Raw genomic sequence first — 22,068 nt, 5'->3', positions numbered from 1 at the left:
TCCTCGCATACGAATCAGGCCTGGTCACACCACAAATCCTGACATCCCGCAGCGAAGACCACCGACTCTACGTACCGGCGATTTGCGACACCTGGGCGATGTGCTGCGCGCTGCACGCCCGATGGCCGGCGGTCATCGTGCCGCCCTCTGGTTGCGGAGCTCGGTGCGTGCGAGCGTGCTCTTGTGCACCTCGTCCGGTCCGTCGGCGAACCGCAGGGAGCGGATGCTCGCGTAGGCGGCGGCCAGCGGGAAGTCCTGGGACAGGCCGCCGGCGCCGAATACCTGGATGGCCTTGTCCAGGATCCACTGCACCGTGGCCGGGGTGGCGATCTTGATCGCTTGGATCTCGGTGTGCGCGCCCTTGTTTCCGACCGTGTCCATCAACCATGCGGTCTTCAACACCAGGAGCCGAAGTTGCTCGATACGGACCCTGGACTCGGCGATCCAATCCCGCACCACGCCTTGCTCGGACAGCGGTTTTCCGAATGCGACCCGCTCGTCCGCCCGCGCGCACAGCAACGCGAGCGCCCGCTCGGCGACGCCGATGGACCGCATGCAGTGGTGGATCCGGCCTGGTCCGAGCCGGGCCTGCGCGATGGCGAACCCGTCGCCCTCGTCGGAGATGAGGTTCTCGACCGGGACCCGCACATCGGTGAACGAGAGTTCCGCGTGGCCACCGTGGTCATGGTCGTCGTAGCCCAGGACATGCATGGCCCGATGGATCTCGAAGCCCGGGGTATCCCGCTCGACCAGGATCATCGACTGCTGGCGGTGTCGCTGCGCGGACGGGTCGGTCTTGCCCATCACGACGAAGATCTTGGCGTTCGGGTTCATGGCGCCGGTGATCCACCACTTGCGGCCATTGATGACGTACTCGTTGCGGTCGCGTTCGATCCGGGTCCCGATATTGGTGGCATCGGAGGAGGCCACGTCCGGTTCGGTCATCGCGAAGGCGGAACGGATCTCGCCGTCGAGCAGCGGTTCGAGCCACTTCTCGCGCTGTTGTCCGCTGCCGAAGAGTGAGAGCACCTCCATGTTGCCGGTGTCGGGGGCGGCGCAGTTCATCGCCGCCGGAGCCAAGTGGCTGTGGCCGGAGATCTCCGCGATGGCGGCGTACTGCAGGTTGGTGAGTCCCGCGCCCTCTTCGCCGGGCAGGAAGAGGTTCCACAGGCCGCGCCAACGGGCCTCGGCCCGCAGCTCCCCGATGATCGGCACCGAGTCCCAGGCCCACCTGTCGTCGAGCTGGGCCAGTTGTTCCGCGAAGACCTTCTCCGCCGGGTAGACGTGGTCGTTCATGAACTCGAGCATCGTCTCCCGCAGCTCCGCGGTGAGGGGGTCATATGCGAAGTGCATCAGCGGACCTCGTGCAGCGCGTCGAGACCGGCGTCGAGCAACGGGTGGATCGCCGCGCCGAGTTCGTCGAATCCCGCACCGACCGTCTGGCCGTTGAGATACCGGAAGTGAATGCCCTCGAGGATCGCGGCCAGCTTGAACGAAGCGAGACCGAGATAGAACCCGAACCGCGACAGGTCACGGCTGCTGGCCCGGGCGTAGCGCTCGATGATCTCCTGCTCATCGAGGAAGCCCGGAGCCGAAGCCGCATCGGCGACCACCTCACCACCGAGCAATTCGCCGAGCCGGTGATAGGTGAGCATCAGCGCCAGGTCGGTCAGCGGGTCGCCGAGCGTCGCCATCTCCCAGTCGAGCACCGCGGTGACCCGGTCGCCGGAGTCGACGAGCAGGTTGTCGAGCCGGTAGTCACCGTGCACGATGCCGGTGGCCGACTCCTCCGGCACGTCGGCGGCCAAGCGCTCGTAGAGGGCATCGGCCGCGGGAAGATCCCGGTTGTACGAGGCGTCGAGCTGTTTCTTCCAGAGATGCACCTGGCGTGCGAGATAGCCCTCCGGCTTGCCGAATTCGGCGAGGCCGACCTCCGACGGGTCCACCCGGTGGAGTGCGGCCAGGGTGTCCACCAGATGCGTCGAGATGACGCGAGTGCGTTCGACGCCGAGCGACTCCAGCTCCGCGGCCCGGCGGTAGGGCACACCGGCGCAGCGCTCCATCACATAGAAGGGCGCGCCGATCACGGCGTCGTCCTGGCACAGCGCGTACACCATCGGCACCGGCACCGTGGTCTGCTGCAGCGCCCACATCACGCGGTACTCGCGGGCCATATCGTGCGCGGTGGCCAGCACGTGGCCGAGCGGTGGCCGGCGAACGATCCAGCTCGACGCGCCGTCGGTGACCGCGTAGGTCAGATTGGACTTGCCCCCGGCGATCAGGGAAGCCTGCAATCGGCTTCCCGCACAGGGGATCTGGGTAGAGAACCAGGTGCCGAGTCGCTCGAGGTCGAGGCCCGGGGGCGCCTGGACGTCCAGGTCGGGAAGCTCTCGGTTGTCAGACATTGATCGCACCCGCCGTCCGGAAGAGCCCGGCGTCACCCAGCCGCTGCCCGCCATCGATGACGAAGGTCTCCCCTGTCACCCAGCTCGCCGCGTCCGAAACCAGGAACGCGATGACGGAGCCGATGTCTTCGGGCTCACCGATCCGCGACAACGCGGTGGCCGAATTCAATTGGTCCTCTTGCTCTTTCCACAGCGCTTCGGCCAACTTCGTCCGCACCACGCCTGGCGCAACGGCATTCACTCGCACCCGCGGCGACAACTCGAGCGCCAATTGCTTGGTGAGATGGATCAGTGCGGCCTTGGATGCGTTGTACACACCGAGGTTCGCCTCGAAACCCATCCCGCCGATCGACGCCGTATTGACCACGACGCCCCCGTGCTCCCCCATCCACGCGCGGGTCGCCAGCGAGGTCCACAGGATCGGCGCCCACAGGTTCACTTCGAAGGTTTTGGCGAAGCGGGCGTAGTCCTGGTCGCAGACCGGCCCATAGGCCGGATTCGTCGCCGCATTGTTGACCAGGATGTCGACACTGCCGAACCGTTCCAACGCCACGTCGATGCAGCACCGGGCCTCGTCCTCGTCGGCCGCGTGCGCGGCGAAACCGATTGCATTGCCACCGATTTCGGCCGCTGCGGCATCCGCGGATTCCTGCCCGCGCGACGTCACGACCACGTTGCCGCCCGCTGCCGCAATCGCTTGCGCCGCGGCCAGACCGATGCCGCGGGAAGCGCCGGTGACGATCGCGGTCCGGCCGGTGAGATCGAATCGGCTGGTGTCAGCGCCGGTTCTGCTGTGAGTCTGCAAGATTGTCCTCTGTGTCGAATTCGGATGGCTGTCGCCGCGGGTGCCACGCCGCACCTGTCAGCGCCAGTGATGGTGTTGAGAACCGGGTCGCTCATGCGAGCACTCCCGACTGCCGGAGCAGGGCCTTGAACTCGCCGTGATGGCGTAGTTGAGAGACGAGCGTGGCGACCAGGATGAGCAGCGCACACGCCAGCGTGACCAGGTAGCCCACCGTGTAGAGAGATGCCGTCGGCAGGTGGGTGACCGGATCGGTGTCGGCGCTGAGCACGCCGGTGATCAACGCGGAGCCGAAGGCGATGCCGATCGCCATCGTGGTGCCCGCCATGCCCGCGGCCATCCCGGCCTTGCGTTCCGGCACGAGCAGCTGCGGCACCGCGAAGGCGCCGCTGTATCCGGCGCGACTGCCGAGTCCGATGAGGGCGGCGCCGACGAGGTACTCCCACCACTGTCGATGGGCGACGACCAGAAATGCCAGCCCGAAAGCGGAGATCGACGCGCCGAGGACGAGCACCTCGCCCGGACGCCCCTTGGCGACACGTTTCTCCGCGACCTTGCCGCTGATGAACATCGTCAGGGCGAAGGGCAGCATCAGCAGGCCGGTGCCCAGGGCATCGACGCCGAGCCCGTAACCGGCGCCCCTCGGTGTCTGCGTGTAATAACTGACCAGCAGGAGGAACCCGGCGTCCACGGCACCGAACAGACCCGCGGACAGCAACGCGACCCCGACGAACGGCATCTTGAGCAACTTCAGATCGAAAACCGCTGTTGCCGAACGCCGTTGCGCGCGCATCCAGGTGATGCCCCCGATGATTCCGGCCACCAGCGGAATCAGCACGACATCGCCCCACACCAGCCCCTGGGTGAAGGTGAGGAGCACGGCAGTGAGCCAACCGAGCATCCAGACAGTGCCGAAAACACCGATCTTGCCGGCCGATTCCGGCTTCGCGGACGGGACGATGACCATCAGGGCCACCGTCGTCGCCGCGGAGACCAGCACCAGGATCCAGAAGAAGCTCGCGATCGACAGGCTGCGGACCGTCAGCCCGCCGCCGATCATGCCGGCGACGACACCCGTGCCGGTCGCCATGATCAGGACGCTGACGGCGGTCGAGACCTTGCTTCCGGGAAGGTGCCGGCGCAGGAATCCGATCGGCAACAGCTGCGCCGAGCTGCCGAATCCCAGTAGGGCACAGCCGAGAGTGATTGTGGGGTACGAGTTTCCGATGGCCGGGATCAGCGCCCCCAGCGTCAGGACGCTGCCCGACAGCAGTGCGGTGGTGCGGTCGCTGAGGACGTCGGCGAGCCGTGGAAGCAGGACGAACCCGGCGCCGCCACCCAGCGTCAAGGCCGTGAAGATCCAGGTCTCATCCGACAGGCCGAGTGCGAACTTCGCCTGCATCAACGGCAGCAGCGGCGGCAGCATGAACGTGACCGCGTTGGTGACGGTCGCCAGGAGTGCCGCGACGCCGATGAGCGAGAGACGCTTCGATGCCGTGCTCGGTGGTGGTGGTGCCATCAGGCCGGCGATATCGAACGCCTGGTGATTGTGGGCCATCGTCTTCTCCAAGGAACGCCGGCTGTCTCAACAAACTCGAATATGATTCGATTTCGAAGTAAGCTAGGTCACGATCCCCCGGGTGTCAATGGGCTCGACGGAAGGCGTTGACGGACCCGTCGGCCGACTTCATACTCAAATTCGAATTGAGTTCGATTTCAGGTATCGAAGCTGCCTCGGTTCACCGCAACGTACGCCGTGTATCCCAGCCCTAGGAGATTTGACAAGCATGATCATCAAGCGCAATGGGCGCTCCACGGAACACCGCTCGAGGCACGTCGACGTCTTGGTCATCGGCGCCGGGATCTCCGGAATCGGCATCGCCCACCATCTGAAGTGCGAACGCCCAGGGACGTCCTTCACGATCCTGGAGGCGCGCGAGGAGATCGGCGGCACCTGGAGCCTGTTCCGCTACCCGGGAATCAGATCCGACTCGGACATGCCCACCTTCGGCTACAGCTTCAAGCCGTGGACCAGCCCCCTGTCGATCGCCGAAGGGCCGTACATCCTCGAATACCTACGCAAGACGGCCGAAGAATGCGGGATCCGCGAGCGAATTCGCTTCGGCCACAAGGTGGTTGCCGCCGACTTCGACACCGGCTCAGGGCTGTGGACGGTAACGGTCCACCGGACCGGCAGCCGGCGTCCCGCGACCTTCACCTCGCGCTTTCTGTTCCTCAGCACCGGCTACTACGACTACGAGTCCGCCTTCGTCCCCGACTTCGAGGGCATCGGCGAGTTCACCGGACGGGTCGTCCATCCGCAGTTCTGGCCCGACGACCTCGTCTACGCCGACAAGCGCGTAGTGGTGATCGGCAGCGGCGCCACGGCTGTCACCCTGATCCCGTCGATGACGCCCCTGGCCAAGCACGTCACCATGCTCCAACGCTCGCCGAGCTACGTACTCTCGGCCCCCGGCGTGGACGTCACCACCCACCTCCTGAACAAGGTCGTCGGACCGGAGCGGGCACACCGGATCAGCCGGCGCAAGAACATCGCGCTCGGTCGGGGACTCTTCAAAGCGAGCAAACTGGCGCCGGGGCTGATGCGCAAGTTGCTCATCGCACAGGTCCGAGCTCAGCTGCCCGAGCACTTCGACGTCGACACGCACTTCACACCCCGCTACAACCCGTGGGAACAGCGCCTGTGCATGGTGCCGAACGGCGATCTGTTCAAGGCCATCTCCTCGGGGAAAGCGTCGGTGGTCACCGACCACATCGACAGGTTCACCGAGAACGGCATCCTGCTCCGATCGGGCCAGGAGCTGGCCGCGGACGTGGTCGTCACGGCCACCGGACTCAATATGCTCCCGTTCGGCAAGATCACCCTCAGCGTCGACGGGCAGCAGGCCCATCTCCCGGACCTGGTCGCCTTCAAGGCGATGATGCTCTCGGGGATTCCCAACCTCGCGTACGCGGTCGGCTACAGCAATCTCTCCTGGACCCTCAAAGTCGAGCTGGTTGCCGAGCACTTCTGCCGCTTGCTGGACCACATGAAGGCTTTCGGCTACGACACCGTCGTCCCGGTCCTGGACAATCCGGGTATGGAGCGGTTCCCGATCCTGGATCTCCAGGCGGGCTACGTCAACCGCGGAATCGGCGCATTCCCCCGGGCCGGTGACGAGGGGCCGTGGACCCTCGAACATGTCTACGAAAAGGACGTCGAGCGCCTGCGCCGCGGTCCCGTCGACGATCCTGCCCTCCATTTCACCACCGTGCGCAAGCCTGCCTTCGCCCGAGCCGGGAGCCGATGAGAAAGCGATGACGAATTCGATGACACGCAAAGAACTCTCATTCACCAGTCACGGAATCACCTGTGCCGCTTGGCATATCCCCGCCACGAGTACTGCCTTCGCACGGCGTTCCGGGCGGCCGTGCGTGGTCCTGGCACACGGATTCGGCGGAACCCGGGACACCGGCCTGCTGCGCTACGCCGAGTCGTTCGCAGCAGCCGGGCTGGACGCATTCGTCTTCGACTACCGCGGATTCGGCGATTCCGAAGGCACGCCACGACAACTCATTTCGTACCGTCGGCAACGACAGGACTACCACGCCGCGATCGATGCCGCGCACCGCCTGCCCGGCGTCGACCCCGATCGAATCGCCCTGTGGGGCACCTCGTACTCGGCGGGCCATGCGATCGCGGTCGCCGCACAGTCACCTCGGATCGCGGCCGTGGTCTCGCTGACACCGGCCACCGATGGCCTGGCCGGCCTCGCCTCGATCGCACGCAAGGACGGGGTCGGCCGCCTGGCTCGCCTCGCAGCACAGGGACTCGCCGATGCGGCGACCGTGATCACCGGCGGCCGGCCTCGCATGGTGCCCATCGTGGGACAACCCGGCAGCACGGCAATGATCACCGTGACGGGCGCGGAGGAGGCCTATACGTCATTCGCCGGACCTACGTGGCGCAACGAGATCGGTGCCCGCCATGCACTCGAGGTCGCCCGCAACCGACCGACGATCTACGCCGAACAGGTGACCTGCCCGGTACTCGTCCAGATCGGCGAGGCCGACCGTGTCGTCCCGGTCGCCGCGGCCCATCGCATGGCGCGGAAACTCGGCGATCACGCCGTCGTCAAGGAATACCCGGTCGATCACTTCGATGTGTATGACGGTGTGTGGCAACGACGCGCGCTCGCCGATCAGCTCGAGTTCTTCGGCCGGGTCCTCCGCTGATAATGTGTCGAATTGTGATCGACTTTCCGGCTGAGGGCAGTATCCATGGCTGAGACTGCCCGCTCCCCCAAGCGTTCGGCTTCGACCAGGAAGCCGAGCACGAAAGCCGCGCCGGCGGCCGATCGCATCCGCGCGAACAAGCACCAGGCACCCGCCCGCCCGGACGCCGTCCTGCAGCGCCGCGGCGCCGAACGCGTCCAGGCCATCCTGGACGCCGCGGAGGCTCTGCTCGCCGAAGAAGGCTACGAGGCAGCGACCCTCAAGGCCATCGGCGAGCGGGCCGGTATCCCGATCGCGTCGGTCTATCACTATTTCTCGGACCGCCACCAGGTCGACGCCGAGATCATCGGTCGCCACATTGCCGAACTGGATCAGCAGCTCTCGAAGTCGCTCGACGGCGACGTCCGGCTGGACTCGGTACAGGATGTCGTCGATGCGGTGATCGATCCGATGCTCACCTATTTTCGTACCCACCCGAGCTGCGTTCAGCTGTGGTTCTCCGGGCGTAGCGATGCGCTGGCCGAACGGGTGCAGTCCTTCGACGAATCGACTGCCGAGCGAACGCTTCAGCTGGGCGTCCAACGCGAACTGCTCCGGCAGGACACACCCCCGCTGGTGATTCAGCTGGCTTTCGAGGTCGGCAATCGCCTGTTCGACATAGCATTCCGCCGGACACCGAACACCGGCGACGACGCCACCATCGCCGAGGCACGCCGCCTGCTCGGTCTCTATCTGGAGTCGTACGCGCCCGAGTCCGAGCGTCCGGAGAACTGACCTCCCCCAACACCTTTCGCACCGCGCGGCGGCCTGGAGCCAGGTAACGCCTCGCGGTCCGCAGTCGCGCGCCGATCAACCCTCGTAGGGCCACAACCTTCCGAGCCGACGATGCGCCGAACCCGTGATCCGACCGGCTGCGCACTCTTCGATCCGTCATTCAGATCCCGGCACCTCCCCCATTGACATAGATCACACTTCTTCTTAAAGTCGAACCCGATTCGGGTTCCATTTCAACTCGATGAGCGGCCGAACGGAGAAGGTCATGGCAGGCGATCACAACGAGGCGCGGAACGTCGACATTGTCGGCCACTCGTGGCCCGACGAGGTGCTCGATCAGCCGGAGGCGCGCCGAGCCGCGATCGTGAAGGATCTCGTCACCCGCTTCGGCCCTGAGGCAGGAGCGCCGGTGCGCATCATCGAGCAGAGCTGGGTCGACGAGCCGTGGATCGCCGGGTGCGTGAGCACCCGGGCCCCGGGGGTCGTGACCAGCTGCACCGACGCGGTCATCGAGCCGGTAGGCCGGATCCACTGGGCCGGCACCGAAGCCGCACCCGAGTTCGAGGGTTTCCTCGAGGGCGCGCCGTCCGCGCGGCCGAGCGCACCGTGACCGAGGTCCTCACCACGCTCTGACACTCGCCGGCCCACTCGTCGGCGAGCCGCTGCCGCAGCAGCTGAAAGTCCTTCATGTGCGGGGACTTCAGCGGAACGGAGGTTCCAACGCTCGACCACATCTAGTCGGCAGACAAATCAGCAGAACCAACGACGACCCCAGCGTTGCCGCTCGATAACCCTGCGGCACTGTTCAATTCGCGTTTCTTGGAAGGTTCGGTTCACCGATGAGGAAGCTCACCGCCTACACCGTCGCCGCCGTCGTCACGCTCGGCGTGCTCACCAACAATATACCCGACTCCAATGCCGCTCCGGCGCAGCCGATCCCGGCCCCGGCCGACCCGGCCGATGCACAGCAGTCCGGCATCCACTGGACCGCCGACCGCGTCGGCGACTCCGTGGTGGTCAAGACCGATCTGGGCGCACTGGCCACCGACGGCGGCCAGTTCCAGGTCCTCGACTCGACCGGAAAGGCTGTCGCCGGTCTGCCACTGAGCTACGACATGCGCGGCCTGCGGTTCCCGATCGCAGCGAAGATCGACGGCAATACCGCCACCCTGACCCCGAACACCGACCCGGCCGCGGCCGCCCCGGTCGACATGATCACCCTTCCCGCGGATCCGCTGAAGCCGGTCGATGCCCAGTTCGACGCCGATCTGGGCCGCGCGGCCGCCCAGTTCGGCCTGGCCACCGGCGTCGGGACCCTCCTCGGCACCATCGTCGGACTCGGCGGTGGCTGCATCCTGGGCGCGGTCGTCGGCGCCGCCCTGATGACCCCGATCTTCGTCCCCGGCTGGGTCGGCAGCTGTATCGCCGGTGCGGCAATCGGTACCGCGCTGGGCGCGGCGGCAGGCATCATCCTGCTGGGTGTGCCGGTGGGTATCGCCTCGGCGATCCAGTTCTTCCAGATGGAGAACGCACCGGCTCCCGTATCCTGACAGCCCTATGTGGTTGCGCCGGTAGCGATCTCGCCCGGCGCAACCACAATATCCACTGACCGGTCCCGGTGGTTCCTCAGCGCAACGGAGCACCCCACTGCACCTGCCGGCGCAGATGGTTCTTGAGCAGTTTGCCCCCGGCATTGCGCGGTAGCGCCTCGGTGACAACCGTGGCGTACTGCGGAATCTTGAAGTCGGCGAGATGGTTTCGGCAATGCGCGAGCACGGCCGCGACATCGATCGGCGCCCGGTCTCCGAACAGGACGGCGCCGACCTTCTCCCCCATCACGTCGTCGGGCACGGCGAGCACCGCGGCGTCGGCGACACCGGGAGCGGACAGCAGTACCGCCTCGACCTCCACACTCGAGATGTTCTCGCCGCCGCGGTTGATGATGTCCTTGATCCGGTCGATGATGTGCACGCGTCCGGCATCATCGATCCGGACGACATCGCCGGTGCGCAGCCAGCCGCCGACGATCGTTTCCGCGGTCGCCTCCGCTCGGTTCCAGTATCCCGCAGTGACATTCGGGCCTCGGACCACCAGTTCTCCCGTGCCCGGTTCACCGTCGATCGGCACGATACCCAGATCCACCGACGGCACCGCGTAGCCGACCGAATCAGCGTGCTCGATCGCGTCCTGGTCCGGTAGCACCGCGATCAAGGACGCCGTCTCCGTCATGCCGTAACCGTTCATCACGGTCGCCCGGGGGAACGCCGCCTGCAACGCCTGTACCAGCGACGGCGCGATCGGCGCGCCACCGTACCCGACTATGCGGACCCGGGACACGTCCGCGTCGGCGAAGTTCGGATGACGGAGCAGCAGGGAGTACACCGCGGGCACCGTCACGAGGAAGGAAATGCGTTCCGCGGCAATAGCTTCGATCAGTGCCGGCAGGTCGAGTGCGGGCAGGATCACCGAGGTGCCGCCGGCGTAGGCGGCGACCAGCAGTTGTGAATTGCAGGCCGTCACATGGAACAGGGGCACGGAGATGAGGGTGCGCAGCTCCGGGCCGGCGTCACGGGAGATGCCGGAACAGCGAATCATGTTCTCGGCGCTGGTGATGAAAGCCTCGTGTGTCGTCGGAACACCTTTCGGGTGTCCGGTCGTACCGGAGGTGTAGAAGAGCGCTGCCACATCACCGGCGCCGAGACCCTCCGCCACGTACGGATCGCCGTCGGGCAGTGGAGTATCGGCCGCCAGATCGACCGTCACATCGGCGTCGTCGAGCACGAACTCCACCTCCGGACGAGCCGAGCGCGTATTGACCGGCACCGCGATGCCGCCCGCGAACACCGTGCCCCAGAAGGCCAGCACCCAGTTCACACCGGCCGGATATCGCAGGGCGACTCGATCCCCGCGCCGCACGCCGAGCGCCCGAAGCCCACCGGCCACCCGCGACGCGCGTTCCCACAGCCGGGCGTAGGTCAGCCGATCACCGCCGATCTCGACGACCGCCTCGACATCGGGGTGCGTGTCGACGTGCGCGCGCACCAGGTCCGGCAACGTCGCCGGCACATCGGTGTAGTGCGCGATTCCCCGCGCGTCCCTGGTCAACGCCGATTGGTCGAAAGGGTTGCGCGAGCGCGCTATTTCGATGATCGCAGTGGTCATTCGGCGACCTCCGGGCGGCGGCGCGAGTCGGCTACGGACATCATGGTGATCTCTCCTCTGTCATCGCTGGGGGAAGTCCGATTCGGCACAGGATCGCGAGTGCCGGTGACGCGAGCCGACAGGCCACCGCGCCAGGGATAGGTCCGCCGGACCGCTGCCTTCGCGAAGAAGTCCAGCAGGATGCGGCTCTCCTTGCGGCGGAGCGAGCACTCCGGCATCGCTGATGTCGACGACGTCATCACAGTTGGCCACGAGACCACTCCGTTCTCTTGGTGTCGTCGTGTGCAGGGCGACATCGCGCAACGCGGCCGGCAGCATCCGCGATGCAGTTCGATATCGAATCGAATTCGAATTTAAGGGCCATGGTGTGAGGGTGTCAACAGTCGGCCGACCTGCGCATGGCGTCCGACTCGACGGCGACTGCCCGACCGGGTCGAGACATTCCTTGCCTCAGTGCCGTGGCGCGTATGTCCCCAGGTACGCAGCGACCAGGCGGCTCGCCTCGTCGATCGTGGCGTCATCCCCCTCCGGAGAGCGCCGAAAGGCGACATCGAAGAGCCTGTCGGCGGCCTCGAAGGCGAGTTCGACAACGGCCGGCGGGGTATCGGGACGAATCAGGGCCCGCTCGGTGAGGTGACACCACAGCTGCCGTGCCTGCGACGCGTCGAACGTCTGCGCCAGTCCGCTGAGCAACGAGCTACGCCCCGAGAACCACAGCTCGCCGAAGCTCGGATGTTCGCGCATGTAAGCGAGATACAGGTCGCCGACCGTGTCGCAGGCGTCGCGCAGGGTGCCCGGCTCGCTGCGACCCAACGCGACACGCAGACGTTCGTCGAGTTCGCGCAGATACCGGTGCGCCAACTCGGTTTCAACCTGATGCCGGTCAGCGAAGTAGTGATACACCGAGGCCACCGGAATGCCCGTTCGCTCGCCCATCGCCTTGAGGGTGGCAGCCTCGTAGCCCCGCTCACCGAGCAACGCCTCGGCGGCGTCGAGAATGGCCTGCACGCGCTTGACTCCCCGGCGCTGGACCGGAGCAGGGCGGGTGGAAGCCCGAGGTGTCGACAGATTTTCGAACACGATTCGAGATCGTAACAGCGCCGAAATTCGACATCGAAATCGATTCGACATCTACACTGCGAGACAGGAAGATGAGGCTACATCACGGCAATCGTTCAATGAGGTGGCCACACCGTCGCTGAACAGGGTTTTCAGGCCACACCGCAGCATCGGCAGACCTTGTTTTCGATCGGGGCAACCACTCACCTTCTCGCGAGGAGTAGGGCTGGTACTGGATATCTCATACCCCTAAGGGGTATGAGATAGGTCACAGCAACCAATATTCCTGCATACCCAATAGGGGTATCAAAGACGGTTTGGAACTGCCAGTGGCCGACCGGCCGCCCGAGATCTCTGTCAGGGAGTGATGCCTATGTCCACCCGGTACTCCGCGCCGCCGCCGTCGCGGCGCCGGATCGCCTTGGGGCTCATCGCCCTCGCCCAGTTCATGGTCATCATGGACACCTCGATCATCGCACCGCAGGCGTGTTCCTGGGCGGGCTGATCACCCAATCCGCCTCGTGGCCTTGGGTTTTCTACATCAATATCCCGATCGCGCTGGTGGCGGTGTTCGGGGCCGTCGTGCTGCTGGGCGCGTTCGTCGCGATTCAGGCCCGGCGCAAGGAACCGCTGATGCCGCTGAGCATCTTCCGGGCCCCGGATCTGGGCGCGGCCAATCGCGCGCAGGTGCTGCTGGGTGCGGCGTGGGTGCCGATGTGGTTCTTCCTGAACCTGTATCTGCGACAGGTGCTCGGGTATTCGGCGTTCCCGTCCGGCGCGGCGGGAGCCGGCCGGATCGGAAACATGAACGGCCCGAAGGGAACCCACCCCCGCCGGGCCGTTCGCCCGCACCGGAGATCGGGTGTCCATTCGCCGGGGTGCATGATGGGGCGCATGCTTCCCACCGACCGCCTGCACCAGGTCGACCGGCATCCCGCCGTGATCGATACGCCGCTCGGCACCGTCGTGTTCGCTGTCGCGCTCGGCTCGGAACGGGTACCGACCGGTCCGGATGCCGTGTGGCGCTTGGCGAACGGCTCGCACCTGCACCGCTGGCGGCACCGGGACGCCACGGTCGATCTGCTCCTGGGCCGCATCGAGATGCCGGCCTGGGACGGCGGCGCGGCCGTACCCATGTGGGCGGGAATCTGGCAGGTGCAGGCGCATTCGGCGGTGCCCGCACTGTCCTTCTCGGCCGAACTGACCGATCTGTCCGCGGACACGTTCTGTGGTCCCGACTCCGGTGAATGCCTCGCGGCCGTGACCGCCGAGAACGACCGCTTCTCGGTGTCGATCGGCGGCCCGGATTCCGAACTGCTGGCCATGCAGGCCGCCGACGGCCGGCTCATGCCCGCCGACTGGGCGGACCAGCTGCCCGCCGACGGCAATGACGACGACTGCGAATACGGTGTGCGCTACCTGGATCCGGCCGGAATCCAGTGGCGGCTACCCGGTCTCGCCACCACGGAGGTGGCCCGGCTCTGCATCGCGACCGCCTGGTGCCCCCGCGACGACGACCGGCCCGCGGCCTGGTTCGCGGTCGACATCCCCCTCGACACCGCCTACCTCCACCTCACCACCGACCACGCCTGAAGAACGCCGGCTACCCGGATATCGAACCGGTGGCCGCCCACCGGCGGAACTCGTCCGGCGATTGCCCCGCCTGACGGCGGAACGCCCGCCGCAGCGCCCTCGGGTCGGTGTAGCCGAGCCGGGCCGCGATCGCGTACATGGGGAGATCGGTGCCGCGCAACAGATCCGACGCGTGCTCGTGGCGGACCGTGTCGACCTCGGCACGCCAGCTGGTGCCCAGCTCCTGCAGACGACGTTGCAGCGTGCGCGGGCTGACCGCGAGCCGGGCGGCGACCTGATCGAGTTCGAGTTCGCCGCACGCCATCGCCTCGCGCAGCACCGCCCGGATCCTGCCGATCGGGCTGGGCACGGGACGCGCACTGGCGAGCAGCAGTTCCGCGTAGTCGCGATGGATCCGGCCCAGGTTCGGGTCGCCCCCGGTGGGCAGGGCCGCCGCATCGAGGAAGGTCAGCTCGGAGTGCGGGGCCTCGAAGCAGATCCGGTTGGTACCGAACGCCTCGACGAGTTGCCGATGATTGCGCGGCGCGCGGTGCCGGAACGCCACCCGGACCGGAACCAGCGGATGCCCGGTCGCCTCACGGGCCCGCTGCAGCATCACCGCGAGCGTGAACTCCTCGACCAGCCCCAGGATCGGACCCGGTTCGACGGTCGCGGTATCCCGGACGATGAGCAACCCGCCGCTCTCCAGCACCTGGCCGCCACCGAGCGGATCCGCGACGACGGCGCGCAATTCGACCACGCTGCGCAGACTTTCGGCCAGCGTCGGCCCGCTGGAGAACAGGTAGTCCCACACCGACAGGCTCCCCCGCGTCGCCGTGGCCGCCGCGCACAGACCTCCCGTCGGCCCCGCGGCCGCATAGATCAGCTCCCAGACCCGCCACGCCGAGCCGGTCGGAACCCGCACCAGATCGTCGCCGAGCTGATCGGCCTCCAGCTCCAGCACGCTGAAGAGTTGCGACGCCGACGCTCCCGCCCGCAGCGCCGCCTCCCGGACCAGGGCCGCCAGCCGCGACGAGATGGTATTGCCGATCATCGCCGCAGCTTAGCGACCACCGATTACTTCTGAACGGGACCTTCGGGACCGCAACCCGGCCATTGCTGCCCGGCCGCTGACCGGCCGGACGGCCGTCACCTCGGACGCTGAAGTCACCCACGTCGTGCGTCCTGTTTCAAAAACCGCACCGCACAGTCTAATTTGGACCCTCGTGCATTGCACCGTGAGTGCAACACGATGCCACCGCCCGTCGATGACGCTCCACTCCCGGGAACCCAATGACCATCCACCCCACCGGTATTCACGCCCCCACCGGGGCCGGGCTCGACCCCGACGCACAGGTGATGGACACCGTGCTGCTGCCGGGGTATGTGCTGAGCACGATCGGAGTGTCCGACGACACGCGACATCGCCTGGCGCTCGCCGCGGACCTGCCCGGCTGGCTGCTGACCTCCCCCGAATCCATGGTGCCCAGCGAGCGGTACCTGCGGCTGTGGGAACTCGTCGAACACGAAACCCAGGATCCCGCCATCGCCGTCCGCACCGCACTCGAGTACACGCCCGGACAGCTCGGCATCATCGACTACCTGCTGCTGACCGCGCCTACCCTGGGTGCGGGACTCGCGCTCACCGATCGATTCATGGACGCGTGCTCGACCAACCGGGAGTTCCGGGCGGTCGCCGACGCGGATCCGGACGGTGTGACGACGGTGTACACCGGCCTGGCCCGGGGTGAGGGCCGCGGCAGCGAACTGGCCATGCACACCGGTCTGTGCGGGATGGTCGTGAAAATGCGCACGGCCACCGGCCAGCACGTGGTGCCGGTGGATGTGCGACTGCGGCAGCGGGCGCCCAAGGGCCGGGCGGAGCTGACCGCGCTCACCGAGCTGTTCGGCACGCCCCGAATCGATTTCGGGGCGGCCACCAATCGCGTCACCTTCCGGAACGCCGATCTGGCGCTGCCGCTGCTGCGCGCCGACCCGGTCCTGAACCGAATCCTGGTGCAGCAGGCCGAGATGACGGCGCCACCGCGCATCACCACCTGGTCCGACCGGCTGCAGCAGGAGCTGGCGTCGATGCTGATCGACGGCGCGGTGACCATCGACGCGGTGGCCCGCCGGCTGCTGACCGGCCGTCGCACCCTGCAGCGCCGCCTCGCCGAGGAGGGCACATCCTGGCGGTACGAGCTCGAAAAGGCCCGCAGGCAACAGGTTCTCGACCAGCCGCTGGGCCTCACCCAGGCCGAGCGCGCCCGCCGCCTCGGCTACTCCGATCCGAGGTCGCTGCGCCGCGCCCAGCAGCGCTGGACCGACGTGAGCTGAGTGGGCCGCGGTGCACCTGCGCAGCGGCGGTCACCGCGGCTGATCCCGGCGGAAGCTCGCGGGTGACTGCCCGGTCCAGCGGCGGAAAGCCCGGGCCAGCACCCGGTGATCGCGGTACCCGAGGCGCAACGCCACCGACCGCACCGGCACCGTGTGGTCGCGCAGCAGGGCGATCGCCGTGTCCCGCCGCACGATCTCGAGCTCCGCGCGCCAGCTGGTGCCGTGCTCGGCCAGGCGGCGCTGCAGGGTCCGGTCGCTGATCCGGAGGGCGGTGGCCACCTCCTCCAAGCCCACCCCGTCGCCGCCGGACTCCGGCAGCGCCGCTCGCAGCGCCGCGCGGAAGACATCCAGCCAGGCCGGTTCGGGCCCGATCGAGTCGATCAGCTTCTGCGCGTGCGATCGCAGAATCCCCTGCAGGACAGGATCATTCGTCCGGCCACCGGTCTCCGCGGTGGTGAGGAAGGTGAGCGCGTCCCGGTCCCGACCGAAGTGGATGTTCCCGGTGCCGAGGGCACGGATCAGGTGCGCACGATCGTCGGGACCCCGGTGCGAGAAGTCGACCCGCACCGGCCGGCCCGCGTCGCCGAAACTCTCCGTCGCCCGCCGCACCATCACCGCCATGACGAATTCCTTGTTGGCGGCCGCGGCCGCGCCCCGATGCGGCAGATCGAGATAGCGTGCGGTGAGCAGGGATCCGTCCTCCACCACCTCCATATCGACGCGGCGGTCGCAGATGGTGTTGTTGTAGCGCGCCGCGTCGCGCAGGCCCTCGGCGAGTGTGGGCGCATTGCCGATGAGGTAGTCCCACACGTGCAGCCGCCCCAGCTCGGCCACGTTCGCGGCCAGCACTCCGGCCTCGGGTCCCGCCAGCCGGTCCAGCAGCTCCCACAGCCGCGACGCCGTCGCGGTCGGAATACGCGCCGTGTCGTCGAACGGCAGGGCCGGATCACGACCGAGCAACTGGGCGATCTGCTCCGTCTCGGCGCCCGCCCGCCGCGCCGCGTCCGCGATCACCCCCACCACATGGGACGAGACGGTATCGACCGCATTGCCGGACCGGTCCAGGACCGTAGTCGCCATCTCTGCCACCTTCTCACGGAATTGCGCCTTCTCACGGAATTGCGCTGAGACTCCCGTTAACTCGGACCTTCCGGTACGTATTCCCCCGCCGACCCGCAGAGTAAGCGCATCGGTAACTGTCACCGCCTGCTCGAGGAGCTGGGCATAGGCGATGATGCCCGTCCGGCGTACTGTCGAGTCTGTGAGCAGTGGCGCCGCCCCGGCGGCAGCGGCGGAGGGCTCGGACCTGTGGGCCCGGGCTTTCGCGACGCTGTACGACCCGCTGCTGTGGATGGGCGAGAAGGCGGGGATGGGCGCTCGCCGGCGAAATTTGCTCAGCCGTGCGAGGGGGCGGACTGTCGAGCTCGGCAGCGGTACCGGCCTCAACCTGGGGTACTACCCGGACGGCCTGGACGAGCTGATCTTGACCGAACCGGAGGCCGCGATGCGGACACGGTTGGCGCGGAGGCTGGGTCGCAGCCGACATCCCGCACGTGTGCTCGACGCATCGGCCGAAAAACTGCCGTTCGCGGATGGAACCGTGGATACGGTCGTCTCCACACTCGTGCTGTGCACTGTCGATGACCCGGATCCGGTGTTGCGGGAGATCGAGCGCGTGCTGCGTCCCCGCGGCCAGCTGCTGTTTCTCGAGCACGTACGTTCCGAGTCGCCGCGACTTTCCGCTTGGCAAGACCGTCTCGCCGAGCCGTGGCGCCGGTTCGCCGAGGGCTGCCACTGCAACCGCGCCACCCTCGAGCTGATCCGGGCGTCCGGGCTGGAGCTCGAAGACGTGCAGGAAATGCCGTGGCGGGCAATGCCCCCGATCGTTCGACCGCTGATCACGGGCGTGGCCACCAAAAACGGTTAGGAGCCGGCGCCCCATCCGGGCGGTGGCCGCTCGCGCCAGGAGAGTGCCATTCCGCGTCAGCGGCGTGGCGAAGTGGCATTCTTCAGGGGTTCATGCCCCGCTCGCCGCACCCCGATCAGGAGGCACCATGGCCGGATTGGTCCGCATCCGCCACGTCAAACTGCCGGTCAGCGACCTGGCGCGCAGTGTCGCCTGGTACTGCGACCTGCTGGATCTGCGCCTGGCGGGCGAGTTCCGGGAGGAGGGTGAGCTGCGCGGGGCACAGCTCATGCACCCGTCCGGCTTCGGCATCGCGCTGTGGGAGCGCGAATACTGTGCGGGCACACCGGATTTCCGCGGCTTCGACGTATTCGCCCTGGAGGTGGACTCGGTCGACGACCTGCACGCCTTCGCCGCCCGCGCCGACGAACTGGAGTACACCCGCGGCGAGGTGATCGATCGCGGCCCGTACGGCGCGATCCTGGATCTCGCCGACCCCGACGACACCGTGGTGCGGCTGCTGGCCAACAACCCCTTCCACGCGGATCGATTCCTCGGGATGGACACCGACGGCAAGGGTGGGTTCACCGTCTACGACACCCCAACCCTCGGCTGAACACCTTCCCGGAAGCGCATATCCCCAGGCAGACCTGCCTGAGACATTTGTACTAGACAAGCGTGCCAATCGTTTAGTACATTTGTCTTAGACATTGGAGCCAACCGAGAGGGCCCGACACCATGAACACCACCGCCAACTCGCTGCACGTCCTCGTTTCCGGCGGCGGCATCGCCGGCAATGCCGTTGCGCTGCAACTGCTCCGGGCCGGCGCCCGGGTCACCGTCGTGGAGCGCGCCACCGCGCCCCGCCCCGGCGGCCAGGCCGTCGACCTGCGCGCCGCGAGCAAGGAGGTCGCCGAGCGCATGGGCCTGATGCCGGGCATCCGCAAATACCAGCTCGAAGAGCTGGGCATGGCCTGGGTCGACCGCAAGGGCACCGAATACGCCGCCCTGCCGGTGGAGGCATTCGACGGCAAGGGCCCGGTCGCCGAAATCGAGATCACCCGCGGCGATCTGAACCAGGTGCTGCTCGACCTGCTGGCCGAAACTCCGGGCAAGCTCGACTACCGCTACGGCGAGTGGATCGAGACCCTCGACCAGGACGACACCGGCGTCACCGTCGGTTTCGGCTCCGGCGCGAACGGGCGCTTCGACCTGGTGGTCGGCGCGGACGGTGTGCACTCGGCGGTCCGGCGCCTCGCCTTCGGGCCGGAGGAACAGTTCTCCACGTACCTGGGCGGCTACACCGCCTTCTTCACCATGCCCACCCCGGCCGACACCAAGCCGGGCTGGTTCGCCATGCACTCGGTGCCCAGCGCCGCGGTCGGCATCCGCCCCGACCGCGACCCGCGCACCGCCAAGGCCATCCTGACCCTCCGCACCTCGGAGAACCCTGCGCTGCGCCGCGATGTCGCCGCCCAGCAGCGCCTCATCACCGACATGCTCGCCGAGGCCGGCTGGCACGCGCCCACCGCGCTCGCGGCCATGCCCGGCGCACCCGACTTCTACTTCGATGTGCTGGCCCGCATCGACATGCCGACCCTGGCCGCCGGGCGGGTCACCCTGGCCGGCGACGCGGGCTACTGCGGATCCCCCCTGACCGGCATGGGCACGGCGATGGCGTTGGTGGGCGCGTACATCCTGACCGGCGAAATCGCCGCCACCCCGGACGATCTGCCCGGCGCGCTGGCCCGCTACGAGGAGCGGGTGACCCCGTTTCTGGACGCGGCCAAGGAACTTCCCGGCGGCGGCATCCAGATGATGCTCCCGAAGTCGAAGGTCCTGACCGCCCTGGGCCGGCTCAATATGCGGATCATGACCTCGGGCCCGATGCTCCCGCTGACCCGGAAGCTGTTCGAGCCCAAGGCCGAGGACTACCGGCTGCCCGCGTACGAGACCGAGACGCTGGTCTGAATCCCGGCCTCAGCCGAGATGCTCGCGCAGGAAGGCCGCGATCCCGCCGGTGGCGGCCGCCGCCTCCGGGGTGTCCCGCATGATCGGGTAGACATGCGGGAGACCCTCGCCGAGCGACAGCGTCACATCGACGCCCGCGGCCCGCGCGGCGGCCGCGAAGCCCTCGGAGTCACTGAGCAGCACTTCGGCCGTGCCGACCTGGATCAGCAGCGGCGGCCGGCCGGCCGGGTCACCGAAAAGCGGTGAGGCCGAATGAATTCGGGGATCAGCGCCATTCAGATAGGCGGCGAAGACACCCCGCAGCATGCCGGCGGTGAAGATCGCGTCCCGGCCGTCGAGCTCGGTCATGGAGACCCCGGAAGCGCTCATATCCAACCCGGGCGAGAGCAGCACGGCTGCCGGGGGCAGCGCCGCCCCGGCATCGCGCAGCTCCAGCAGCAGCGCCGCGATAAGATTGCCGCCCGCCGAATCACCCGCCAGCGCAATGGAATTCGCGGCCACAGCCGCTTCCTCGCGCAGCCAGCGCCCGCTGTTTGTTCCGGCGGCCCCGGATATGCCACGACCCCGGTCACCGGACCGGGGTCGTGGGATGCCGAGCGGATTCAGGCGGTGCCGTTGGTGGCTTCCGGCTTGGTCTCGCTGCGCGGCTCGGACTCGGTGTCCTCCGCCTGCGCGGCCTCCTGATCCGCATGCGCCGCGATGCCGTGCTCGGTGCCCTCGTCGGCCTCCTGGTCCGCCTCCGGATGTTCCGGGGAGAACTCGGCGGGCAGGTTCTTGATATGCCTGTTCATGTTCCGGATGAGCAGGATGGTGCCGGCCAGCAGCACCAGCACGATGACCAGACCCAGCGGGGACGCCTTGCCGAACTCGGGTCCGGTGGGCGAGTTGGTGCCCTGGGCGAGCAGCGTGAGCATCATCGGTCGGTGTCCTCGGTGTCGGCGGCGTCGAAGCCGGAATCGGCCTCGTCGATTCCCGCGAACAGGTCGGTCTCCGGGATCGCGGTCGTGACCCGGGTCTTGGCCAGCTCGAACTCCTCGGTGGGCCACAGTCGCTGCTGCATCTCGAGCGGAATCGCGAAGAAGGCGCCGTTGGGGTCGATCTGGGTGGCGTGGGCGCGCAGGGCGTCGTCACGCTGCGGGAAGTACTTGGCGCACTCTACCTGGGTGGTGACCCGCGCCATGATGTCGCCGCGCTCGGCGGCGTACTTGCGCATGCGGTCCATCCAGTCCTGCATGGGGAAGGGCTCGCCGCGGCGCGCGTACTCGTCGGCGAACACCTCCAGCCGGGTGAGGCTGAAGCCGTGGTTGTAGTACAGCTTGAGCGGCTGCCAGGGCTCGCCCGCGTCGGGGAACCGCTCCGGATCGCCCGCCGCCTCGAAGGCCGCGACCGACACCTTGTGGCACATGATGTGATCCGGGTGCGGGTAGCCGCCCATCTCGTCATAGGTGGTCATGACGTGCGGCCTGAACTGGCGGACCACGCGCACCAGCGCCTCGGTGGCCTCCTCCAGAGGCACCAGCGCGAAGCTGCCCTCGGGCAGCGGCGGCAGCGGATCGCCTTCCGGCAGACCGGAATCCACGAAGCCGAGCCAGGTCTGGCGGACGCCGAGCGCCTCGGCGGCGGCGGCCATCTCCTCGCGGCGGACCTCGGTGATGCGGTCCTTGATGCCGGGGGTGTCCATGGCGGGGTTCAGGATGTCGCCGCGTTCCCCACCGGTGAGGGAGACGACCAGCACGTCATTGCCTTCGGCGGCATAGCGCGCGGTGGTCGCCGCGCCCTTGCTGGATTCGTCGTCGGGATGCGCGTGCACCGCCATGAGGCGAAGACCACTCACTTCTCGTTCA

At 67.6% G+C, this 22,068-nt stretch carries 22 protein-coding genes and 1 pseudogene; 11 read left to right on the top strand and 12 right to left on the bottom strand.

What is annotated here, in order from left to right:
* Positions 1-132 precede the first annotated feature (132 nt).
* From ACWEQQ_RS22165 to ACWEQQ_RS22150, 4 genes are all read right to left on the bottom strand, one after another.
* A complete protein-coding gene (locus ACWEQQ_RS22165) occupies positions 133-1,353 on the bottom strand; it encodes an acyl-CoA dehydrogenase family protein (protein WP_452349509.1) in 1,221 nt (406 codons plus the stop codon).
* A complete protein-coding gene (locus ACWEQQ_RS22160) occupies positions 1,353-2,405 on the bottom strand; it encodes a phosphotransferase family protein (RefSeq protein WP_452349508.1) in 1,053 nt (350 codons plus the stop codon). Before ACWEQQ_RS22160 ends, ACWEQQ_RS22165 begins: the two co-directional genes overlap by 1 nt.
* Entirely contained in the window at positions 2,398-3,210 is an 813-nt protein-coding gene (locus ACWEQQ_RS22155) for an SDR family oxidoreductase (protein ID WP_452349507.1), read from the bottom strand. Before ACWEQQ_RS22155 ends, ACWEQQ_RS22160 begins: the two co-directional genes overlap by 8 nt.
* 91 nt (positions 3,211-3,301) lie before the next feature.
* On the bottom strand, positions 3,302-4,765 hold the full coding sequence (locus ACWEQQ_RS22150; RefSeq protein WP_452349506.1) for an MFS transporter: 1,464 nt from the start codon (positions 4,763-4,765) through the stop codon (positions 3,302-3,304).
* 229 nt (positions 4,766-4,994) lie between these two features.
* Between ACWEQQ_RS22150 and ACWEQQ_RS22145 the strand changes: the two genes are divergently transcribed.
* The 5 genes from ACWEQQ_RS22145 (at position 4,995) to ACWEQQ_RS22125 (ending at position 9,767) form a co-directional block, all read left to right on the top strand.
* The gene (locus tag ACWEQQ_RS22145; protein ID WP_452349505.1) at positions 4,995-6,518 is read left to right on the top strand and encodes a flavin-containing monooxygenase; all 1,524 of its coding nucleotides are present in this window, start codon (positions 4,995-4,997) and stop codon (positions 6,516-6,518) included.
* Between the two features lie 19 nt (positions 6,519-6,537).
* Complete coding sequence (locus ACWEQQ_RS22140; RefSeq protein WP_452349504.1) at positions 6,538-7,443, top strand: alpha/beta hydrolase; 906 nt, start codon at positions 6,538-6,540, stop codon at positions 7,441-7,443.
* Between the two features lie 45 nt (positions 7,444-7,488).
* Positions 7,489-8,217 (top strand): TetR/AcrR family transcriptional regulator, encoded by a 729-nt coding sequence (locus ACWEQQ_RS22135; protein WP_452342405.1) that lies wholly within the window; start codon positions 7,489-7,491, stop codon positions 8,215-8,217.
* 265 nt (positions 8,218-8,482) lie between these two features.
* Positions 8,483-8,827: an FAD-dependent oxidoreductase gene (locus tag ACWEQQ_RS22130; RefSeq protein ID WP_452349503.1), complete on the top strand. Its 345-nt coding sequence runs from the start codon at positions 8,483-8,485 to the stop codon at positions 8,825-8,827.
* A 229-nt stretch (positions 8,828-9,056) separates the two neighbouring features.
* Positions 9,057-9,767: a hypothetical protein gene (locus tag ACWEQQ_RS22125; protein ID WP_452349502.1), complete on the top strand. Its 711-nt coding sequence runs from the start codon at positions 9,057-9,059 to the stop codon at positions 9,765-9,767.
* Between the two features lie 76 nt (positions 9,768-9,843).
* Here the strand turns inward: ACWEQQ_RS22125 and ACWEQQ_RS22120 are convergent, their stop codons facing one another.
* The 3 genes from ACWEQQ_RS22120 to ACWEQQ_RS22110 form a co-directional block, all read right to left on the bottom strand.
* Positions 9,844-11,379, bottom strand: coding sequence for a class I adenylate-forming enzyme family protein (locus ACWEQQ_RS22120; protein WP_452349501.1), 1,536 nt, complete (start codon positions 11,377-11,379; stop codon positions 9,844-9,846).
* Positions 11,376-11,597: a hypothetical protein gene (locus ACWEQQ_RS22115; protein WP_452349500.1), complete on the bottom strand. Its 222-nt coding sequence runs from the start codon at positions 11,595-11,597 to the stop codon at positions 11,376-11,378. The genes ACWEQQ_RS22120 and ACWEQQ_RS22115 overlap by 4 nt, the downstream gene beginning before the upstream one ends.
* A gap of 232 nt (positions 11,598-11,829) precedes the next feature.
* Positions 11,830-12,459 (bottom strand): TetR/AcrR family transcriptional regulator, encoded by a 630-nt coding sequence (locus ACWEQQ_RS22110; protein ID WP_452349499.1) that lies wholly within the window; start codon positions 12,457-12,459, stop codon positions 11,830-11,832.
* Between the two features lie 352 nt (positions 12,460-12,811).
* Between ACWEQQ_RS22110 and ACWEQQ_RS22105 the strand changes: the two genes are divergently transcribed.
* Together ACWEQQ_RS22105 and ACWEQQ_RS22100 are read left to right on the top strand one after the other, a co-directional pair.
* Complete coding sequence (locus tag ACWEQQ_RS22105) at positions 12,812-12,943, top strand: hypothetical protein (RefSeq protein WP_452342399.1); 132 nt, start codon at positions 12,812-12,814, stop codon at positions 12,941-12,943.
* Positions 12,916-13,221 (top strand): annotated as a pseudogene (locus ACWEQQ_RS22100) (MFS transporter); the annotation flags it as partial. The gene ACWEQQ_RS22105 and the pseudogene ACWEQQ_RS22100, both read left to right, overlap by 28 nt.
* Positions 13,222-14,041: 820 nt before the next feature.
* Here the strand turns inward: ACWEQQ_RS22100 and ACWEQQ_RS22095 are convergent.
* Entirely contained in the window at positions 14,042-15,064 is a 1,023-nt protein-coding gene (locus tag ACWEQQ_RS22095; RefSeq protein WP_452342398.1) for a helix-turn-helix domain-containing protein, read from the bottom strand.
* A gap of 239 nt (positions 15,065-15,303) precedes the next feature.
* Here ACWEQQ_RS22095 and ACWEQQ_RS22090 point away from each other — a divergent pair, with 239 nt between their 5' ends.
* Positions 15,304-16,347, top strand: a complete 1,044-nt coding sequence (locus ACWEQQ_RS22090; RefSeq protein ID WP_452342397.1) for an AraC family transcriptional regulator ligand-binding domain-containing protein — start codon at positions 15,304-15,306, stop codon at positions 16,345-16,347.
* A 30-nt stretch (positions 16,348-16,377) separates the two neighbouring features.
* On the opposite strand, the gene ACWEQQ_RS22085 is transcribed toward ACWEQQ_RS22090, so the two are convergent.
* Positions 16,378-17,427, bottom strand: coding sequence for an AraC family transcriptional regulator ligand-binding domain-containing protein (locus ACWEQQ_RS22085; protein WP_452349498.1), 1,050 nt, complete (start codon positions 17,425-17,427; stop codon positions 16,378-16,380).
* A 181-nt stretch (positions 17,428-17,608) separates the two neighbouring features.
* On the opposite strand from ACWEQQ_RS22085, the gene ACWEQQ_RS22080 reads away from it, so the two are divergent.
* The 3 genes from ACWEQQ_RS22080 to ACWEQQ_RS22070 all read left to right on the top strand — a co-directional run bounded on the left by ACWEQQ_RS22080 (position 17,609) and on the right by ACWEQQ_RS22070 (position 20,224).
* Positions 17,609-18,274: a class I SAM-dependent methyltransferase gene (locus ACWEQQ_RS22080; RefSeq protein ID WP_452349497.1), complete on the top strand. Its 666-nt coding sequence runs from the start codon at positions 17,609-17,611 to the stop codon at positions 18,272-18,274.
* A gap of 127 nt (positions 18,275-18,401) precedes the next feature.
* On the top strand, positions 18,402-18,869 hold the full coding sequence (locus ACWEQQ_RS22075) for a VOC family protein (protein WP_379441765.1): 468 nt from the start codon (positions 18,402-18,404) through the stop codon (positions 18,867-18,869).
* 122 nt (positions 18,870-18,991) lie between these two features.
* Positions 18,992-20,224 carry an FAD-dependent monooxygenase gene (locus ACWEQQ_RS22070; protein WP_452349496.1) on the top strand — a complete coding sequence of 411 codons (1,233 nt, stop codon included), beginning with the start codon at positions 18,992-18,994 and terminating at the stop codon, positions 20,222-20,224.
* 9 nt (positions 20,225-20,233) lie between these two features.
* Here the strand turns inward: ACWEQQ_RS22070 and ACWEQQ_RS22065 are convergent, their stop codons facing one another.
* The 3 genes from ACWEQQ_RS22065 to mca all read right to left on the bottom strand — a co-directional run bounded on the left by ACWEQQ_RS22065 (position 20,234) and on the right by mca (position 22,040).
* Positions 20,234-20,743, bottom strand: a complete 510-nt coding sequence (locus ACWEQQ_RS22065; protein WP_452349524.1) for an alpha/beta hydrolase fold domain-containing protein — start codon at positions 20,741-20,743, stop codon at positions 20,234-20,236.
* Positions 20,744-20,826: 83 nt separating this feature from the next.
* Positions 20,827-21,141, bottom strand: a complete 315-nt coding sequence (locus ACWEQQ_RS22060) for a hypothetical protein (RefSeq protein WP_452349495.1) — start codon at positions 21,139-21,141, stop codon at positions 20,827-20,829.
* On the bottom strand, positions 21,138-22,040 hold the full coding sequence (gene mca, locus ACWEQQ_RS22055) for a mycothiol conjugate amidase Mca (RefSeq protein WP_452342451.1): 903 nt from the start codon (positions 22,038-22,040) through the stop codon (positions 21,138-21,140). The genes ACWEQQ_RS22060 and mca overlap by 4 nt, the downstream gene beginning before the upstream one ends.
* Between the last annotated feature and the right edge of the window lie 28 nt (positions 22,041-22,068).

It is taken from the genome of Nocardia sp. NPDC004123 (assembly GCF_053603795.1).
This window is presented reverse-complemented; position numbering and strand designations above follow the sequence as displayed.

What these genes read in the sequence shown, in the direction of transcription:
- ACWEQQ_RS22165 (WP_452349509.1), bottom strand. Translation starts at nt 1,353, where the DNA reads ATGCACTTCGCATATGACCCCCTCACCGCGGAGCTGCGGGAGACGATG.
- ACWEQQ_RS22160 (WP_452349508.1), bottom strand. Translation starts at nt 2,405, where the DNA reads ATGTCTGACAACCGAGAGCTTCCCGACCTGGACGTCCAGGCGCCCCCG.
- ACWEQQ_RS22150 (WP_452349506.1), bottom strand. Translation starts at nt 4,765, where the DNA reads ATGGCCCACAATCACCAGGCGTTCGATATCGCCGGCCTGATGGCACCA.
- ACWEQQ_RS22145 (WP_452349505.1), top strand. Translation starts at nt 4,995, where the DNA reads ATGATCATCAAGCGCAATGGGCGCTCCACGGAACACCGCTCGAGGCAC.
- ACWEQQ_RS22140 (WP_452349504.1), top strand. Translation starts at nt 6,538, where the DNA reads ATGACACGCAAAGAACTCTCATTCACCAGTCACGGAATCACCTGTGCC.
- ACWEQQ_RS22135 (WP_452342405.1), top strand. Translation starts at nt 7,489, where the DNA reads ATGGCTGAGACTGCCCGCTCCCCCAAGCGTTCGGCTTCGACCAGGAAG.
- ACWEQQ_RS22130 (WP_452349503.1), top strand. Translation starts at nt 8,483, where the DNA reads ATGGCAGGCGATCACAACGAGGCGCGGAACGTCGACATTGTCGGCCAC.
- ACWEQQ_RS22125 (WP_452349502.1), top strand. Translation starts at nt 9,057, where the DNA reads ATGAGGAAGCTCACCGCCTACACCGTCGCCGCCGTCGTCACGCTCGGC.
- ACWEQQ_RS22120 (WP_452349501.1), bottom strand. Translation starts at nt 11,379, where the DNA reads ATGACCACTGCGATCATCGAAATAGCGCGCTCGCGCAACCCTTTCGAC.
- ACWEQQ_RS22115 (WP_452349500.1), bottom strand. Translation starts at nt 11,597, where the DNA reads ATGCCGGAGTGCTCGCTCCGCCGCAAGGAGAGCCGCATCCTGCTGGAC.
- ACWEQQ_RS22105 (WP_452342399.1), top strand. Translation starts at nt 12,812, where the DNA reads ATGTCCACCCGGTACTCCGCGCCGCCGCCGTCGCGGCGCCGGATCGCC.
- ACWEQQ_RS22095 (WP_452342398.1), bottom strand. Translation starts at nt 15,064, where the DNA reads ATGATCGGCAATACCATCTCGTCGCGGCTGGCGGCCCTGGTCCGGGAG.
- ACWEQQ_RS22090 (WP_452342397.1), top strand. Translation starts at nt 15,304, where the DNA reads ATGACCATCCACCCCACCGGTATTCACGCCCCCACCGGGGCCGGGCTC.
- ACWEQQ_RS22085 (WP_452349498.1), bottom strand. Translation starts at nt 17,427, where the DNA reads ATGGCGACTACGGTCCTGGACCGGTCCGGCAATGCGGTCGATACCGTC.
- ACWEQQ_RS22075 (WP_379441765.1), top strand. Translation starts at nt 18,402, where the DNA reads ATGGCCGGATTGGTCCGCATCCGCCACGTCAAACTGCCGGTCAGCGAC.
- ACWEQQ_RS22070 (WP_452349496.1), top strand. Translation starts at nt 18,992, where the DNA reads ATGAACACCACCGCCAACTCGCTGCACGTCCTCGTTTCCGGCGGCGGC.
- ACWEQQ_RS22060 (WP_452349495.1), bottom strand. Translation starts at nt 21,141, where the DNA reads ATGATGCTCACGCTGCTCGCCCAGGGCACCAACTCGCCCACCGGACCC.
- mca (WP_452342451.1), bottom strand. Translation starts at nt 22,040, where the DNA reads ATGGCGGTGCACGCGCATCCCGACGACGAATCCAGCAAGGGCGCGGCG.